We start from the raw sequence: 16,450 nt of genomic DNA, 5'->3' as shown, positions 1-16,450 counted from the left end.
GCTCGGATATGGCTTTCGTGCGCCGACCGATATCGGGGTTCGACTCCGTTTTCAACTGCAGTAGTTAACACGGTGAGTTTCGTTCAGCGCTGGCCTCGAAGCTCGCGGGACGTGCAATTGACCCATCTCACGTCCAACGAGATGGTTGATATCGAACTCTAATGGTGTAAATGCAATGACGTTCGACACCTATTTGTACTTTTAATGTATTCAGTTTTATGTTGGCGAACAAATTCGCTCGCGCAGGCGTGTTCTTCGTCGTCGCATTCAGCGTACCGGTTATCCTCGGTGTCGTTACCAATGATTATGATTCCGGGCTTCAGGTCGGCGTGGTTATGGGTGTTATTTTTGCGGTTGTGAGCCAGTACTTCGAGCCGAAACCGAACGTGACCGAGTAGCCCAATTGGTCTCGAGGAAGGGACGGAACACTCACCGGGAAGATCGAGAACCGTCACCAGTAAGATGGCCCGGTTGCTAGCACGACCGATGAGTGAGAGCGACGGTGGCGCTGACGCAGACGGGGAGTGGTCCCTTCCCGAAGATCTCGAGGCCGTTCAGGAATCCCTGATCGGGTGGTACGAGGGCGATCACCGTGATTTTCCCTGGCGGCGCACGGACGACCCCTACGAGATCCTCGTCAGCGAGGTGATGAGCCAGCAGACCCAACTGGACCGAGTCGTCGAGGCCTGGGAGGGGTTCCTCGAGCGCTGGCCGACGACGACCGATCTCGCGGCGGCGGACCGGGCGGACGTCGTTGGATTCTGGACGAACCACAGCCTCGGCTACAACAACCGGGCGAAGTATCTGCACGAGTCGGCCCAGCAGGTCGAAGAGGAGTACGCCGGCGCCTTCCCAACGACACCGGACGAACTGCAGGAACTCATGGGCGTCGGTCCCTACACCGCAAACGCCGTCGCGAGTTTCGCGTTCAACAACGGCGACGCGGTCGTCGATACCAACGTCAAGCGGGTCAGCTACCGCGCCTTTTCGATCCCGGACGACGACGCAGCCTTCGAGGAAGCCGCAAACGATCTTCTGCCCGAGGGCGAGTCGCGGGTCTGGAACAACGCGATCATGGAACTCGGCGGCGTCGTCTGTACTCAGACGCCCCGCTGTGACGAGGTGGGGTGTCCGTGGCGCGAGTGGTGCGACGCCTACGCGAGCGGTGATTTCACCGCCCCGGACGTCCCGACCCAGCCCGCTTTCGAGGGCAGCCGACGGCAGTTCCGCGGGCGCGTGATCGGCACCCTGCGCGAGTACGACGAACTCGAGGTGGACACGCTCGGCCACCGAATCCGGGTCGACTACGTCCCGAACGGCGAGTACGGCCGCGAGTGGCTCGAGGGTCTGCTCGCGGATCTCGAGTCGGACGGCCTGGTCGAACTCGATCGAACCGAATCCGACGCCGAACTCGTCGCGCGGCTCCAACGGTAGCCGCCAAACCCATCGCGCGGTTCCGACGGTAGCCGCTGGTCGGGAGAAGCGCCGCGTCCGTTCAGGTTCGCGGGTTTATTTGAGCCTCGCAGCCGGTAGGTTCAGTATGGCAGACGTTCACGTCGTTGCACTCTGTGGCAGTCTCCGCGATGAAAGTACGACTCGTAGCGCGCTCGAGCGGACGCTCGAGGCGGCCGACCGGGCCGGTGCGAGCACCGAACTGCTCGACCTTCGCGAGTTCGAACTCCCGATTTTCGACGCGGACCGCGACCGGGAAGACGCCGGCGATGCGGCGGAACTGGCGGCCCGGGTGCGAGCGGCCGACGCGATCATCCTCGGCTCGCCGATGTACCACGGCTCCTACGCCTCGCCACTGAAGACCGCCCTCGACTACTGCGGGTTCGACGAGTTCGGGGACAAGACCGTCGGGCTGCTCGGGGTTTCGGGAGGGGCCTTCCCGGTGACGACGCTCGAGCACCTGCGCTCGGTCTGTCGGTCGCTGAACGCGTGGGTGATTCCGCACGAGGCGGCCGTTCCGAACTCCCACTCGGTGTTCGAAGAGGGGGCGTTCGTCGATCAGAAACTCGAGGAGCGCGTGGCAACGCTCGGTCGGCGTGCGGTCCAGTACGCCGTGATCGAACCGGATCCGGACTCGTTCGAGAGCGAGCAGAACATCGGCGCGGAGGGGAAGTAACGGCTTCGCGCCCGCCGCGCGTGATCTCAGGGATCGAGAAGTCGTTCGAACCGCCGTTGGTGGGCGAGGAAGGCGAACAGTCCGAAGACGAGCACGCCGATCTGGACCGCCTCGATCCGGACGATAAGCGAGATTCCTTCGAACGAGAGTTGCGGCGTGGCGACCGTCCAATCCGTCAGCCAGGCCGACGCGAGCAGTAGCGATGCGCCGACGGCCAGCAACAGCGCGGGAACGAGCGACGTTCGCGCTCGCTTGGACCTCGCTCGAAGGCGGAAGACGCGCCGCTCGAGGAAGAGCTGACCGGTAAGGATTCCGGCGAGTACGACGGTCGCGACGACGATCCCGGTTCCACCGCCGATCCGTTCGGCGGCGAGCAGCCAGACGACCCAGCTACCCGTTAGCAAAACCGCAACGATGAGCCGCCGTGGCTGCAACAGATCTCCCAGTTCGCTGACGGTCGCGCCGAAGACGCCCGCTCGGAGGAGCGAGCCACAGAAGAGAATGCCGAGCCCGGCGAGCGCCGTCGACGTGCTCCGCGAGCCGACGACGAGGCTAAACCAGAGACCGACGGCAGCGGCCTCCACGACGGCCGCAGAAAGCGCCGCAGTCACCCCGACGACGCGTCGACGGGTCGTTCGCCCGAGGACGCCGGGTTGGCGAATGACGCTCATACCACCTCCTCACAATCGATCCCTTTCGTTATGGAAGCCATTAACACGCATTGCGCGGAAGTCGCACCCGTTCGACCGTCGGAATCGGATTTATATGCGGGCAACATGTGGTTTCCAGAACCAGGGGGCCGGTCGCCGGTCACGATGGGAACGTCACGGACGTCTCGTCCCCGCCCCGGCCGCAGGTCCCAGCCAACCGTCGTCGTGGCGACGCCGGGAGAACTGACGGAGTTGATCCGGAGGCGACTGGGGTCGCGGTTTCCGTCGCGTTGCGCCCCATCGGATCGGTTTCCGCAGATCGCGTTCGCGCAATTTCCGGTCGAGGGAACGGCGTCCCACGGCCGTTCGTCCGAGTAGGAGTCAATTACTTCCGATATCGTCGTTCGGTAGCCGGGTGGTAACGGTCGAGAACGCGGGTAGGCCGATCGAAACATTAGACAGAATTATCTGTGGGGATGTGGTCGTGACCGATTATGCCCGAAAACGAACAACAGGACAAAACGCTGTCCGAGATTCTCGTGAAGGAAGCAGTTGGCAAAGGGATGGATTCACCGATGCGAGACTCGATTCTCGAGGCCGTCGAAGAGGCGGATGGCTCCACACCGGGCGGAAAGCGGAGCCTTCCGCTCGCGGGTGTCCTCTTCGGTGCGGGTGCCGTCCTCGGCTTTCTCGCCGGACGCGAGTCGCCCGACCTCGAGGAGACGCCGCTCGAGGACGTACAGGAACCCGATATCATCGAAGACGTCATCGAGGAGACGACGAGCGACGACGCCGAGACGACCGAGATGGAGTCCGAATCAGAAACGGCGGACGACGGCGGCTCGAGTCGCCTGTCGCGCGTCTTACTCGCCGTCGGGCTTCTCGCCGGGGTTGCAGTGCTTCGCCGTCGGCTCTCCGGGGGCGAGGAAGAGGAGTGGGAGCCGATAGAGGAGTTCGAACCCGCGACCGGTGACGAGTTCGACGCAGACGAGGACGAAGACGACGAATCGGAGGCCGAAGAAGCCGAGGCCGAGGCGGGCGAATCCGACGAAACGGAAGAGGAGTGAGCGAGCGGCGCTCGGAGCTGAATAGCCGATAACCGCGATTCGGTCCGTTTTTTCGAACGAATCAGCCGTAGACCCGATCCGTCTATGAGCCGATGGTGGCGGCCGTGCTGACGAAGGAGCTAAGGGGGCGACGCCGACAGTGTGAACCCAATGGAGACGACCCACCGCGTCTTCGTCGGTGACTCACAGGACCTCGAAGAGATCGACGACGCGTCCGTCGAACTCGTCGTCACGTCCCCGCCGTATCCAATGATCGAAATGTGGGACGACCTCTTTACGGAGCTCGATCCCGCCATCGGCGACGCGCTCGAGGCCGGCGACGGACGCGCGGCGTTCGACGCGATGCACGCCCAGCTCGATCGCGTCTGGGACGAACTCGAGCGCGTGCTGGTCGACGGCGGCATCGCGTGTTTGAACGTCGGCGACGCGACCCGGACGGTCGACGGGAGCTTTCGCGTTTACGCCAACCACGCGCGCGTCCTTGAGGCGTTCGAGTCCCGCGGCTTCGACCCCCTTCCCGATATCCTCTGGCGTAAACCAGCTAACAGCGCCGCCAAGTTCATGGGGAGCGGGATGATCCCGCCCAACGCCTACGTCACCCTTGAGCACGAGTACGTGCTGGTCTTCAGGAAGGGTGGCAAGAGCCTGTCGTTCGAGCCGGGTGCCGACCGACGGTACGAGGCGGCGTACTTCTGGGAGGAGCGCAACCGATGGTTTACGGACCTCTGGACCGAAGTGCAGGGCGAACTGCAGACGCTCGAGTTCGCGGACGACGACCTCCGCGATCGGTCGGCCGCGTACCCGCTCGAGATCCCCTACCGGCTGATCTGTATGTACTCGACCTACGGCGACACCGTCCTCGATCCCTTCTGGGGCACCGGAACGACCACGCTCGCGGCGATGTGCGCCGGCCGCCATTCCCTGGGGTCGGAACTCGAGGCGGCGTTTCTCGACCTGTTTGACGATCGGATCGGCGACGTTCCGGCGCTGTCGCGGTCGGTCGGCCGGACGCGACTCGAGCGCCACCGCGAGTTCGTCGAGCGCCGTCGCGCGGAGGGGACGGGATTCGAGTACGAGGCCGACCGCTACGAGACGCCGGTCGTGACCAAGATGGAGCGCGGGATACAGCTCCGCGAGGTGTCGTCGATCGACGCGCTCGAGGACGGCACCGCGCGCGGCTACCGGGCCGAACACGAACCGTTGTCGCTCGAGTGAGCGCACCTGAAATCGCTCGAGTAAGTGCGCCTCGGAACCGCTCGAGCATCGTCGGGCGAGCATCGATCCGCCGTCTCGGGCATTTATGGGAACGGACGCCGAACCAACGGCTATGTCACTCGACGAATACGACGCGGCGCTTGCGGACCTCGAACCGGCCGATGGCGAGGTCGAAACGGCAGCGTTGGTCGTCACCAACGACGTTCTCGTGAAGGCGTTCGCACTCGGTCCGGGCGCGGAACTCGCTCCCCACGAGCACGCCGACAGTACGAACGTCTTTCACGTGCTCGAGGGGACGGTAACCGTAATTCGGGGCGACGAGAGCGAGGCGATCGAAGCCCCCGGCGTCGTCCATCACGAGCGCGGCGACGTTCACGGCGCTCGAAACGAGACCGAGGAGACGGTCGTGTTTACCGCGAGTCTCTGTCCGCTTCCACCGTGAGTAACAACCGCGACTCGTTACACGCCCATCGCACAGGCATCGTGGATCAGGTGTATTTACTTCCAGCGGCTACTATCACACTTGCACACATAGCGCATCCATGGACACCGATATCGACCTCGATCGGTTCGACTCGAGACGGTCGACCGTCTACGCCAACCGAGGACTGGTCGCGACGAGCCAGCCACTCGCCGCGGAGGCGGGGGTTTCGATCCTCCGGGACGGTGGGAACGCCTTCGACGCGGCCGTTGCGACGGCAGCCGCGCTCAACGTCGTCGAGCCGACATCGACCGGGCTGGGCGGCGACGTCTTCGCGCTCTACCGGACCGCGGACGGCGAGGTCGGTGCGCTGCGCTCGTGTGGCCACGCGCCGGCCGACGCGACGATCGAAACCGTAACGACCGCACTCGAGGAGACCGACGAGGAGACGCTCGAGGGGTACTACCCCGAGTCGCGCGGTTACGCCGTCGACGGCGGAGCGAGCGCCGACGAACTGGGAATGCCCTTCCTCGGCCCCCACGCGGTGACGGTTCCCGGCACGGCTCGCGGCTGGGAGGCCACGGTTCAGCAACTGGGCCGGCTCTCGCTGGGAGACGTACTCGAGCCGGCGATCCACTACGCGATCGAGGGGTATCCCGTCTCGCCGGTCATCGCCCACCACTGGCGAGGGGCCGAGACGCTGTTTACGGCCGACCACGCCCGCGAGGCGTACCTCTTCGACGGCGAGAGCCCGGCTCCCGGGGAGACCGTCACGCTCCCGCGATTGGGCGAATCGATGCGGAAGATCGCCGAACACGGCGCTGACGAGGTCTACGAGGGGTCGATCGCGGACGAGATCGTCGACGAAGTCCAGTCCGCTGGCGGCTTCATGAGCCGCGACGACCTGGCCGGCTTCGAACCCGAGTTCGTCGACCCCGTTAGCACGACGTACAACGGGACCGAGGTGTACGAACTGCCGCCGAACAATCAGGGCCTCATCGCGCTCGAGGCGCTGAACATCGCCGAGGAGACCGGCGCTGGTGAACACCCCTACGACTCACCCGAGCGCGTACACGCCTTCGTCGAGGCAGCGAAACTCGCGTTCGTCGACGGCCACCGCTACATCACCGATCCCGCATACGAGCACGTCCCGCCGCTGGCCTCGACGGCCTACGCTCGAGAGCGCGCCCGGGCGATCGACGAGACGCCGATTCGGAACCCAGCGGTCGGCGTCCCGAACGCCACCGCTGAGGACGCGGACACCGTTCTCCTGACCGTCGGGGACGAAGAGGGAAATCTCGTCTCCTACATCAACTCCCGGTTCGCCGGCTTCGGAAGCGGGCTGGTCGCCGGGAACACCGGGATCGCACTCCAGAATCGCGGCGCGTCGTTCTCGCTCGATTCCGATCATCCCAACAGCTTAGAGCCCGGGAAGCGACCGTTTCACACCCTCGTTCCCGCTATCGCGAAGCTCGAGGAGGACGACTGGCTGGCCTTCGGCGTCATGGGCGGCTACATGCAGCCCCAGGGCCACGTTCAGGTGCTCTCGAACCTCGTCGATTACGGGATGAATCCACAGGCAGCACTCGATATGCCGCGCTGGCGTTACCGCGAGGACGGCACGCTCAGCGTCGAAGAGCGACTGCCGAACGCGGCCGAGCTCGCGCGAATGGGCCACGAAGTCGGCGTCCTGCCGCCGGTCATGTTCGGTGGCGCACAACTCGTTCGCCACCGAGGCGAGACCCTCTCCGGAGCCACGGAACCCCGGAAGGACGGGGCCGCAATCGGCTACTGATTTGCCGCCCGTCACGCGTTTATTGAACCTGCAATCAACACGAGGTTTTTATTCGTGCCGGCCCCATCGGGCGTATGAACCGCGGTCTCGAGAACCCCGAGACGACCCCGGTCCGAGCCCTCGCGATCGGGTCGTCGACGTGGCTCCGGCGGGCGACGACGGCGCTCGAGAACGGGGACATCACCGTTCGGGGTCCGCTCGAAACGCCGTCCGAGCTCGAGGACGGACGGCTCGATGCGACGGACTGTGTACTCACGGACGAGCGAGAGATTCTCGCCGCGACCGATGAAACCTGTCCGGTCGTCTACGCCGTCGATTCGGCGGATTGCGAAGCGATCGATCGACTGCAGTCGGCGGGCGCGACGTCGGTGGTCTCCAAATCGACGGTCGCGGAGCCAGCGGTACTCGCACACCAGATTCAACAGGCCGTTCGGCTCGTTACAGCGCGCCGGGCGCGCACGCGGCAGGAAACGTGGTATCAGGCGCTGCTCGATCAGTCGTCGGATCTCCTGCTCGTCATCGACGCCGACGGGACGATCGCCGCCGTCGGTCCGTCGGTCGAACGGGTCAGCGGGTACGACGCGGACGCGCTGCTCGGCAGCCAGATCACGGACTACGTTCACCCGAACGATACGCCGGCAGTTCGGTCCGAGTTCGACGACATCTGTTCGCGCGAATCCGGCGCGACGGCGACCATCGACTATCGCTGCCAGCACGCCAACGGCTCGTGGTACATCCACGAAACGGAGATCACGAACCGGCTCGAGGACGACGATATCGGCGGCGTCGTCGCCTCGATTCGGGACATTACGGACCGTCATCAGGTCCAACAGGAACTGGACGAATCGTTCAAACGAGTGTCCGATGCGTTCTTCTCGCTCGACTCTGAGTGGCAGTTTACGTACGTCAACGACCGGGCCGGCTCCCTCCTCGACATCGAGCCGTCGGACGCCCTCGGACGATCGATCAGCGATCTCTTTCCGGCTCTCCGGGAAACGGCCTTCGAGGACGCGGCAGTCGAGGCGATGCAGACGCAAGAGCCCGTCTCTCTCGAGCGATACTACGAGCCGGACAGTCGCTGGTACAACGTCCACATCTATCCCTCCCTGTCCGGAATCTCCGTCTACTTCCGCGACGTCACCGATCGGATCGAGCGCGAACGGGAACTGGAAGAACGAACCGAACGGCTCGAGGCGGTCGTCCAGAACGTTCCCGTCGTCCTCTTCGTGTTCGACGGCGACGGGACGATCACGCTCGCGGAGGGGCGGGCGCTCGAACGCATCGAGACGTCCTCCGGCGACATCGTCGGCGAGTCGCTGTTCGACGTCTTCGAAGATCGACCCGCGATTCGAGCCGATTTGCGGGCCGCGCTGGACGGACAGGCGACCCATTCGCCGATCGTCCTCGAGGATCGAGTGTTCGAGACGTGGTGTCGACCGATCACCGCGGACGGCAGCGTCGAGCGAGTTATCGGGACCGCCGTCGACGTGACGGAGCGCGCCCAGTACCAGGAGGCGTTGAACGCCCTGCAGGAGGCGACCACCCACCTGCTGACCGTCGAATCGAAGCAGGCCGCCTGTGAGTACATGGTCGACGTAGCAACCGACGTCCTCGATCTCGAGAGCGTCGTCTACCGCTTCGACGAGCAGCGAAACGAACTCGTTCCGACGGCGTACTCACACGGTCTCGAGGCAGCAATCGGAACCCCGCCGCAACTACAACCCAATGGGAGCATCGCGTGGGAGACGTTCATCACCGAAACGCCGGCCCGATTCGACGACGTCAGGGAATCGAAGCGAGTGTACGACCGGACGACGGCCGCCCGGAGTGGGCTCTACATTCCGATCGGCGAACACGGCATCCTCATCGCTCACGATCCAGCGCCGGGCCAGTACGACGAGAACACGTTCGAACTGGCCAAGCTGTTCGCCGCGACGGCGGAAACTGCACTCGATCGGATCGGTCGCACGCGCCGTCTGCACGGGCGCGAACGCGAACTCAAACAGCAAAACACGCACCTCGAGCGACTGAACGACGCGAACCAAATCCGCCAGGACATCGAACAGTTGCTCCTGATGGCCGACTCCCGGACCGAGATCGAACAGGGAATCTGCGACCGACTCGCCGCGCTCGAGGCCTGTTCGTTCGTCTGGATCGGCGAACCGGACCCGAGCGGGAATCAGCTCAACAGCCAGGCTCAGGCCGGACTCGAGCGGGGCTACCTCGATGCGATCACGGTCACGACGGTCGACGATTCGGCGGCCGAACCGACGGGGCGCTCGGCGCGCACGCAGACTCCAGTGTACGTCGAGAACGCCGCTGACTCGGTTCGCGATGGCACGTGGCGGGCCGAGGCGCTCTCTCGAAACATTCAGTCGGTGTACACCGTTCCGCTCGTGTACGACGGCTTCCTCTACGGCGTGTTATCACTCTACAGCGACGACCGAGACGCCTTCGATGGGCCGCTTCGCTCGATGCTCGCCGATCTCGGCGAGACCATCGGCTACGCGATCGACGCCGTCAAACGGAAACCCACACTGGGGGTTGATGGCATCGCTACGATCGAACTCGAACTCGAACTCGAGGGAGACTCGCCGCTGTGTCGACTCGCCGAGCGATTGGGTTCGCGCGTCGAGTTCGAGGGAGCAACGCTCCGGGCCGACGGCTCGCCGACTGTGTTCGTCGTAACCGATAGCGCGGTCTCCAGCGACGCCGCTGACGACCTCACCGATATCGAGGGCGTTCGTACCATCTCGGTGATCGCTGAAACCGATGCGGAAACGCTGTTGCAACTCCAGTGTACGGAGCCGTTCCTCGGCACCGTCGTCGACTCTCACGGCGGAACGCTTCGCTCGTTCGTAACCGACGGATCGGAGACGAGAGCGATCATCGACGTCCCGGAAACGATCGAGATCAGGGGCGTGCTGTCGGGCCTCAGCCGCCGCGGATTCGCCGCGTCCCTGATCGCCCGGCGCGAGCAGTCGACGGACGATCCGTCGGCGATCGACATCTCCGCTCGGAACGCGCTACTCGAGCGGCTGACCGACAGACAACGGGAGGTCGTCCAGACGGCCTACCACGGCGGGTTTTTCGAGTGGCCGCGCCAGACGACCGGCGAAGGACTCGCCGACTCGCTTTCGATCTCTCCGCCCGCCTTCCACAAACACGTCAGAGCCGCCGAACAGAAGCTCTTTACCGCGCTGTTCGACGGCTCGTCGTAACGTGGTTAACTGTTTAACCACAGATCTCATTGCCGGTTATACAGTTAACAGTCAGGTTCTTTACGACCACTCGTGAAGGTCGAGTCGTCTTTCCATAGACCGCACTGGGGGTGCGCAGAACTAATGACTGAAATGACTTCACGATCACCGTCCGTATCAACGGAAGAACAATACACAGTACAATACGATCGACTCGATAACGAACCACTCAGCGTCGCCGTCGTCGAGGCCGTCGCGGCGTTCTGTAACGAAGAGGTGACGGGGCTCGATCCGCTTCACTACACGATCAACGCCGACGCGCTCGAGCGGTTGTTCGAACCGCGGGCGAACGGACTCCGAACCGGGGGATTGGTGACGTTCGAATACAACGATTGTCAGGTAACGATTACTGCTGATAGCGAGATTACCGTCACGTCGGTGTAACTCGAGCGTTCCTCTTCTACTCTCAGCGGTATGTCGCCGGGATAACTCGCCAGTTCGTTCTCGAGGACGTACACGAACAGAATGGCTGACAGCGCCTGCTACATCGAACCGCTGTCACCAGCCAAGACCGTCCACGCGGTATCTCGTTCGGCTGGACTCACGCCGGAGTTTTCACTCGCCGTCCGAATCGAACGCCGGTCGCTCGAGAACGCGTCGCCCAAAAGCGGGTCTACAGTATCTGACGGGACCGACTGTCGCGTGGAATCAATCCCCGTGAGCGTCTTCCGTCGAATCCACGCCCGAATTCGAGTCGGTGGTTTGCTCTGCCGGACGGATTTCGACCGCCCCCGCTCCGTTGACCTGCACCGTGTATCCGTAATAGGTAAACTCGACCACGACCGTGTCGACGCTCGAGCCGTGGTCGCTCGACGCGATCAGTCGGTCGAGCGCGTCGGGATCGATGACGTCGTGTAGCGGCGTCTCGAGGTCTATCGGTGCGATCCGCTCGGCTGTTGCGATCTGTGTAACGATGCTGTGACTCGGTGGTACCCCCGTACCCATACACGCCATGGCACTCTATGGCACATAAAACTGGTGAATGGTACGGTGGACGAAGTGGCTCCTACTCCACGCTAAGACGGTCTTATCGACGTCCAAAACGGTTATTAGAGTATTACCGGGATGGGAGATACTGCCGGTCAACGGCAACGACTTCTTTCCTGTGATCGATTCGAGAAGCGGGTGTTCGACGGCACCGATCCGGTTCGTTCACGCACACCACTCGAGGCGCATCCAGAGAGGGCTGCGAACCTCCGGAAGAGTGAAGCTCTTCAGTGCCCTCGATCGTTCGCGACGCTTACTCTCGAGGACCCGGGAACGCTTCTCAGTCTCGCCACTCACGTTCGGTTCGTGGCGTCTTTGAGAAGCATGCCCGGGAAGGGATCCAAACCCGATCTTCACATGCCCACTCTTATAGTATAAGTTATGACCGCGAACCCGGAACAGTCGATTAAGCGACTCCGCGAGCGCATCGACAGCGTCGAAGATATGAGTCAGGATGATGCCGAAGCGCTCCGACGAATGTCCGACCAGATCCGTATCCTCGGTCCGTCGAAGTACGGTGACTTCGCTCACGACAAGTACCTCATGCGTGCAGTGAAGATGGCCCAAGAAGTCGGTGGTCTCGCAGACGCCCTCGAGGACCGCAGCGCTGCCGAACAACTCGTCGCTTGGATCAACACCGAGAAGGCCAACTCTCCGGAGACCAACAAGGACTATCGCGTTACTCTCCGCCAGTTCGGAAAGCTCGCCAGCGACGACGACGTCGACGAAATCCCCGAGAGCCTCGAGTGGGTCCCTGGTGGCTACCCCAGCAACTACGATCCGGCTCCCGATCCCAGCGACATGCTCCGATGGGAAGAGGAAATCCTGCCAATGATCAATGCATGTGCGAACCTTCGCGATCGCGCCCTGATCGCCCCCTGATCGCCCTCGCCTGGGATCTCGGACCCCGGCCCTACGAATTGTTCGACCTCACACCGAAGCAAATCTCCGACCACAAGTACGGGCTGCAGGTCACCGTCGATGGAAAGACTGGACGCCGCTCGCCCGTCCTGATCCCGTCGGTCCCATACGTCAACCGCTGGCTCGAAGTCCACCCCGGCGATCGTGACGATCCGTTGTGGTGCAACCTCTCGACTGGCGACTCGGTCACGAACAACCGCATACGCGACATCCTGAAAGAGAAGGCCCGAAAGGCCGATGTTGAGCGGCCGGTCACGCCCTCGAGCTTCCGGAAGTCCTCGGCGTCCCATCTCGCCAGTCAAGGCGTCTCCCAGGCTCATCTCGAGGATCACCACGGCTGGACGCGTGGATCCGATATCGCATCCCGGTATATCAGCGTCTTCGGCGACGCCAACGACAGAGAGATCGCAAAGGCCCACGGTATCGACGTCCAGGAAGACGAACACGAGGACCTCGCCCCGCTTGTCTGTCCCCGGTGCGATCGGGAGACACCCCGGGAGAACGATGTCTGTGTGTGGTGTGGCCAGGCGATGACGCAACGAGCCATCGACGAAGACGACGAACTCGAGCGTCGATGGATGGAGTCCGCTGGCGCGGTCGCCGAGATCGAGGATCTCACCCTCGACGACGTCATGGAGGCGAAGGACGCCGTCGACGAGAACGCTGCTCTCCGGCAGCTGCTGCTGGGAGACGACTGACGACATCAGGTGTCTCCCCCATCGCCATCAGCGATCTCGAGGATCCGTTCGATATCGTCCGAGATCGGGAGGTCAGCATCGGCGATTCGATCGAACAGATCGCGCTTCTCTTCGACGGTCTCTGCGGCTTTTTATTCGGGATTTGCGGGAGTCTTTGTGGTACTCATTCGTCGCTCACCAATTGGTCGCGGATGTAGCGTTGTTCGTCTCGCGAGCGATTCGACAGCGGGATGCACGTCGCCAGCGTGCCGTCAGGGCACGCCAATAGGATCTGTCCCGTCACCTCGTGGTAGCGAGCGAACCGTGCTGGTGGCTTGATCGATGGGTAGTCGACCGGAACGGCTTCGAGCCACGCGATTCGCGGGTTGAGATCCGGTCGGTTGGAACGTTCACTCCACATGCGGTGGCAGTGACCGGAGACTTCGATGTCCTCGTAGCTCGGGGACTGGGTGACGGTGCTCATGCCGCGTTCACCCCAAGGGCGATCGCGGCAGTGAACACCATCCCGACGACCAGGACGAGCAATCCGAGCGCTCGCGGATCGATCAATCCTCGGTCGGATGGGACATCGGAGACGTCACCGTAGCAACCGAGTGCAACCGTGATTGTTCGCGCACGTCCGCGAGTGACGCCGATCTCATCGGCGACGTCGCCAAGGCCGTAGTGTTCATCGACGGCTGCTTCGACATCGTCAGGGCCCACTCCATCGGGGAGTGCGACCTCGATCTCATTATCGCCTTGAACGTCATCGACGCCGTCGACGGTGATCTCTTCGGCGTCGGTTTCCTCCTGGACGTCGTCGCCGGATCCATCGTCGTCCGCAGCGTCCTCCTCGAGGTCGACGTCTGGTGCCTCTGACAACTCCGTGGTGTCGCCCTCGGTGGAGGTGCCGCTCTCGCCGACGGGCTCGAACTGCACGAGATCACCGCGTTTCTGTCCGCCTGGGTGACGACGGAGTTCGAGATCCTGATCACCTTCAACAGCTGCGACCGCGAAGGTCGATCCGTAGCCGCCCTCGACGAGGACCTCTCGAGTCGTCCAGGTCTCGCCAGTCGCGCCGATCCATTCGACGTGATCGACATCCGTGACTTCGTAGGGGCTCGCCCACTCGTAGTTTCGGACAGCCAGGTGGACGTCGTCTCCTTCGTCGACGGCGAAGACGCCCTCGAGGACGTCGGCAGTCTCGGTGCTCATTGCGAACCACCGCTCTTGTGGTCGGTGTCCGGCTGTAGTGAACGGCCATCGCCGATTAATCCACCAACATAACGGGGGACCAGACTGATTCGTCTCAGATCGTTAGAAACAGATCGCTGAATGTTGTCTAGATGTCCTAATTGTGATGACGGGTTGGGTGAGAAGCTCGAAAAGTATGTCTCTGATGGAGAGACAATAGCGGACTTCGCTTGTCCGAAGTGCGGCCACGAGTGGTCGCTGTCGATCTGACCTAGCCAGATATCTACATTTTGAGTGAACCGTTCAGTGCCGCTCGAGGCAGTACTGGAGCCAGTCATTGTGACTCACCCCGCTCGCGTTCGAAACGCGCTGGGTCAGCATCCGCGCCGATCGCGATCCCGTCGTCGGTCGCGACGATCGTCTCGCGGCGGAACACTTCCTCGAGACCACCGGCAGAACTGTGGTCTGCCGAAGATCCCGAATCGTCGATTCGCTCACCGCCGTCGGCTCGGAGCTCGCTCGCCGTCGCGAACTCGCCGCCGTCTGGGACGGTCGTCTCGGCTTCGTCGGCCTCGAGGTACTGTTCGCAGGCGTCGCAGGTGTGAGTCTCGTCGAGGTGCCGTGGGTCGTCCTTGACGTCGGCCACGGGAGTCTCGAGGAGTTCACCGCAAGCCGCAGCGTGGCTCGAGCCCTCGAAATACATCGAGGCGTGCCAGGTCTCTTCGATATCCTGGACCCAGCAGTAGACGCCGTCGTCAGTCTGGGTGCTGGTGTGATCCGATGGGGTTCCGTGTCGGTCCATCATCGAACAGTCCTTACAGACGCGACGACCGGGAGCGGTGTTCATCCCGCACTCGGCGCACTTACTCGGCATCGTCACCCTCCGCTGGTTGTGCGATCAGGAGGTCCTCGTCACCGTCGTCGACGAGGATCAGTCCGGCGGTAGTCTCGAGATCGGCTACTGACCGGTCGACGGCTCCGACGACCTCGTAGCGGGTGGTCATGCGTCCACCTCGCTGGGATCGAATACTCGTGCCCACGAGAGCTGGACGTAGTCCTCCCGACCGTCACCGGCCGATCGCCAGCCGTCCGTGTGCTCGCGTCGGAGATCGTCGACAACCGACGCGGTCATCACACACATTGCGATCACATCGCGGTCGTGGGGTGCACAGACGGCGAAGAGATAGACGCCCTCCATCTCGAGGAGGGCGTTGTGTTGCCCACGCCGAATGCTGAATCGGCCGCGGCGTTGACGCTCGCCGTAGACGACGCCGGCGCTTTTGATCTCGGTTTGTGTGCCGACATCCAGCACGTCGACACCGTAGATCGGGAGCTGGTCGGAGGGTTCGATGACGGCCTCGGCGATCGAGTCGTAGTGGTCGGCTTCTGTATCGGCGACGTACCGAAGCTCGGGAACGAGATCGAGCACTGCGGTCTCGGCGCGGTCGCCGGCCTGACGTGCGACGGCCAGCTGGGAATCGGGTGTGGAGGTCATTCCGACTCACCTCCGTCGTCTATATCGACTTCGCGAAGCTTCCGCGCGTTCGCCCCATGGACGTCGCTTGTTTGGACGGCGTATTCGCGCTCGATCTGCTCCCTACCCGCCTCGAGTGCGTCTGATTCGATTGCCTCGACGACGCTCTCGTAGAGGTGTCGCTCGGCCCAGACGCACACCTGATGGCGGCCATCAGGTAACTCCGTCTCGTGCTGTACGGTGTCAACAGTGACGCCGTACCCCTCTTTGATCTGCTTGCGAGCGGTCTCCTCGGCTTCGTCAACGGAGTCAGCGTGGACGCGTGGGGTGTACTCGATATCGGCAGTGACCGATACCTCCCATTCCCAACCCGTCATCGCGCACCCTCCTCGCTGACTGCCCAGCGGCTCGTGAGCCACGCGTCGTCGCCCTCGCCGTTGATGGTGTAGCGACCGGTCGAGGTCAGCGACCCGACAGGCCGGTCGTGGCGGTCGTTGTATGCCTCTTTTCCGGCCTCGTCGAAGCGTCGCGTGATATCCTCTCGAGCAGCGCGTCGGGTGTCGTGCTCGAGTTTCGCCGCGTCGTGTCTCTTGCACGCTGCTAAGAACACCATCGCTAATTGGTAGTTAGAATGGTGTTCAGTTCGCACGTGTAGTGTTCG

General features: G+C 63.2%; 20 protein-coding genes. 11 read left to right on the top strand and 9 right to left on the bottom strand.

Features of this window, described 5'->3' with window-relative positions; genetic code table 11:
* Positions 1 to 218: 218 nt before the first annotated feature.
* The 3 genes from DWB23_RS19440 (at position 219) to DWB23_RS19430 (ending at position 2,128) form a co-directional block, all read left to right on the top strand.
* A complete protein-coding gene (locus DWB23_RS19440; RefSeq protein WP_121744450.1) occupies positions 219 to 398 on the top strand; it encodes a hypothetical protein in 180 nt (59 codons plus the stop codon).
* Between the two features lie 88 nt (positions 399 to 486).
* On the top strand, positions 487 to 1,434 hold the full coding sequence (locus tag DWB23_RS19435) for an HhH-GPD family protein (RefSeq protein WP_121744449.1): 948 nt from the start codon (positions 487 to 489) through the stop codon (positions 1,432 to 1,434).
* A 106-nt stretch (positions 1,435 to 1,540) separates the two neighbouring features.
* Positions 1,541 to 2,128, top strand: a complete 588-nt coding sequence (locus DWB23_RS19430) for an NADPH-dependent FMN reductase (RefSeq protein WP_121744448.1) — start codon at positions 1,541 to 1,543, stop codon at positions 2,126 to 2,128.
* Positions 2,129 to 2,154: 26 nt separating this feature from the next.
* On the opposite strand, the gene DWB23_RS19425 is transcribed toward DWB23_RS19430, so the two are convergent.
* The gene (locus DWB23_RS19425; protein ID WP_121744447.1) at positions 2,155 to 2,799 is read right to left on the bottom strand and encodes a hypothetical protein; all 645 of its coding nucleotides are present in this window, start codon (positions 2,797 to 2,799) and stop codon (positions 2,155 to 2,157) included.
* A 473-nt stretch (positions 2,800 to 3,272) separates the two neighbouring features.
* Here DWB23_RS19425 and DWB23_RS19420 point away from each other — a divergent pair, with 473 nt between their 5' ends.
* The 6 genes from DWB23_RS19420 to DWB23_RS19395 all read left to right on the top strand — a co-directional run bounded on the left by DWB23_RS19420 (position 3,273) and on the right by DWB23_RS19395 (position 10,920).
* Positions 3,273 to 3,845: a hypothetical protein gene (locus tag DWB23_RS19420; RefSeq protein ID WP_121744446.1), complete on the top strand. Its 573-nt coding sequence runs from the start codon at positions 3,273 to 3,275 to the stop codon at positions 3,843 to 3,845.
* A gap of 150 nt (positions 3,846 to 3,995) precedes the next feature.
* Positions 3,996 to 5,060, top strand: coding sequence for a DNA-methyltransferase (locus DWB23_RS19415; RefSeq protein WP_121744445.1), 1,065 nt, complete (start codon positions 3,996 to 3,998; stop codon positions 5,058 to 5,060).
* Positions 5,061 to 5,172: 112 nt separating this feature from the next.
* Positions 5,173 to 5,502: a cupin domain-containing protein gene (locus DWB23_RS19410; protein ID WP_121744768.1), complete on the top strand. Its 330-nt coding sequence runs from the start codon at positions 5,173 to 5,175 to the stop codon at positions 5,500 to 5,502.
* 100 nt (positions 5,503 to 5,602) lie between these two features.
* Complete coding sequence (locus DWB23_RS19405) at positions 5,603 to 7,276, top strand: gamma-glutamyltransferase family protein (protein WP_121744444.1); 1,674 nt, start codon at positions 5,603 to 5,605, stop codon at positions 7,274 to 7,276.
* 74 nt (positions 7,277 to 7,350) lie between these two features.
* A complete protein-coding gene (locus DWB23_RS19400) occupies positions 7,351 to 10,497 on the top strand; it encodes a PAS domain-containing protein (RefSeq protein WP_121744443.1) in 3,147 nt (1,048 codons plus the stop codon).
* A gap of 123 nt (positions 10,498 to 10,620) precedes the next feature.
* Positions 10,621 to 10,920 carry a HalOD1 output domain-containing protein gene (locus DWB23_RS19395; RefSeq protein WP_121744442.1) on the top strand — a complete coding sequence of 100 codons (300 nt, stop codon included), beginning with the start codon at positions 10,621 to 10,623 and terminating at the stop codon, positions 10,918 to 10,920.
* 264 nt (positions 10,921 to 11,184) lie between these two features.
* On the opposite strand, the gene DWB23_RS19390 is transcribed toward DWB23_RS19395, so the two are convergent.
* A complete protein-coding gene (locus DWB23_RS19390) occupies positions 11,185 to 11,481 on the bottom strand; it encodes a HalOD1 output domain-containing protein (RefSeq protein WP_121744767.1) in 297 nt (98 codons plus the stop codon).
* 423 nt (positions 11,482 to 11,904) lie between these two features.
* Between DWB23_RS19390 and DWB23_RS23575 the strand changes: the two genes are divergently transcribed.
* Both DWB23_RS23575 and DWB23_RS23570 read left to right on the top strand, forming a co-directional pair.
* Positions 11,905 to 12,405 carry a hypothetical protein gene (locus DWB23_RS23575; protein WP_238717513.1) on the top strand — a complete coding sequence of 167 codons (501 nt, stop codon included), beginning with the start codon at positions 11,905 to 11,907 and terminating at the stop codon, positions 12,403 to 12,405.
* On the top strand, positions 12,366 to 13,142 hold the full coding sequence (locus DWB23_RS23570) for a tyrosine-type recombinase/integrase (protein ID WP_238717512.1): 777 nt from the start codon (positions 12,366 to 12,368) through the stop codon (positions 13,140 to 13,142). The genes DWB23_RS23575 and DWB23_RS23570 overlap by 40 nt, the downstream gene beginning before the upstream one ends.
* Positions 13,143 to 13,305: 163 nt before the next feature.
* Here the strand turns inward: DWB23_RS23570 and DWB23_RS19380 are convergent, their stop codons facing one another.
* The 7 genes from DWB23_RS19380 to DWB23_RS19355 form a co-directional block, all read right to left on the bottom strand.
* On the bottom strand, positions 13,306 to 13,605 hold the full coding sequence (locus DWB23_RS19380) for a hypothetical protein (protein WP_121744441.1): 300 nt from the start codon (positions 13,603 to 13,605) through the stop codon (positions 13,306 to 13,308).
* A complete protein-coding gene (locus DWB23_RS19375) occupies positions 13,602 to 14,336 on the bottom strand; it encodes a hypothetical protein (RefSeq protein ID WP_121744440.1) in 735 nt (244 codons plus the stop codon). The genes DWB23_RS19380 and DWB23_RS19375 overlap by 4 nt, the downstream gene beginning before the upstream one ends.
* 313 nt (positions 14,337 to 14,649) lie before the next feature.
* Positions 14,650 to 15,189 (bottom strand): hypothetical protein, encoded by a 540-nt coding sequence (locus DWB23_RS19370; RefSeq protein WP_162989879.1) that lies wholly within the window; start codon positions 15,187 to 15,189, stop codon positions 14,650 to 14,652.
* Positions 15,179 to 15,319 carry a hypothetical protein gene (locus DWB23_RS23190; RefSeq protein ID WP_162989878.1) on the bottom strand — a complete coding sequence of 47 codons (141 nt, stop codon included), beginning with the start codon at positions 15,317 to 15,319 and terminating at the stop codon, positions 15,179 to 15,181. The genes DWB23_RS19370 and DWB23_RS23190 overlap by 11 nt, the downstream gene beginning before the upstream one ends.
* On the bottom strand, positions 15,316 to 15,810 hold the full coding sequence (locus tag DWB23_RS19365) for a hypothetical protein (RefSeq protein WP_121744438.1): 495 nt from the start codon (positions 15,808 to 15,810) through the stop codon (positions 15,316 to 15,318). Before DWB23_RS19365 ends, DWB23_RS23190 begins: the two co-directional genes overlap by 4 nt.
* The gene (locus DWB23_RS19360) at positions 15,807 to 16,166 is read right to left on the bottom strand and encodes a hypothetical protein (protein WP_121744437.1); all 360 of its coding nucleotides are present in this window, start codon (positions 16,164 to 16,166) and stop codon (positions 15,807 to 15,809) included. The genes DWB23_RS19365 and DWB23_RS19360 overlap by 4 nt, the downstream gene beginning before the upstream one ends.
* On the bottom strand, positions 16,163 to 16,438 hold the full coding sequence (locus DWB23_RS19355; protein ID WP_162989877.1) for a hypothetical protein: 276 nt from the start codon (positions 16,436 to 16,438) through the stop codon (positions 16,163 to 16,165). The genes DWB23_RS19360 and DWB23_RS19355 overlap by 4 nt, the downstream gene beginning before the upstream one ends.
* Between the last annotated feature and the right edge of the window lie 12 nt (positions 16,439 to 16,450).

Source organism: Natronorubrum halophilum, from assembly GCF_003670115.1.
Classification (GTDB): Archaea; Halobacteriota; Halobacteria; order Halobacteriales; family Natrialbaceae; genus Natronorubrum; species Natronorubrum halophilum.
This window is presented reverse-complemented; position numbering and strand designations above follow the sequence as displayed.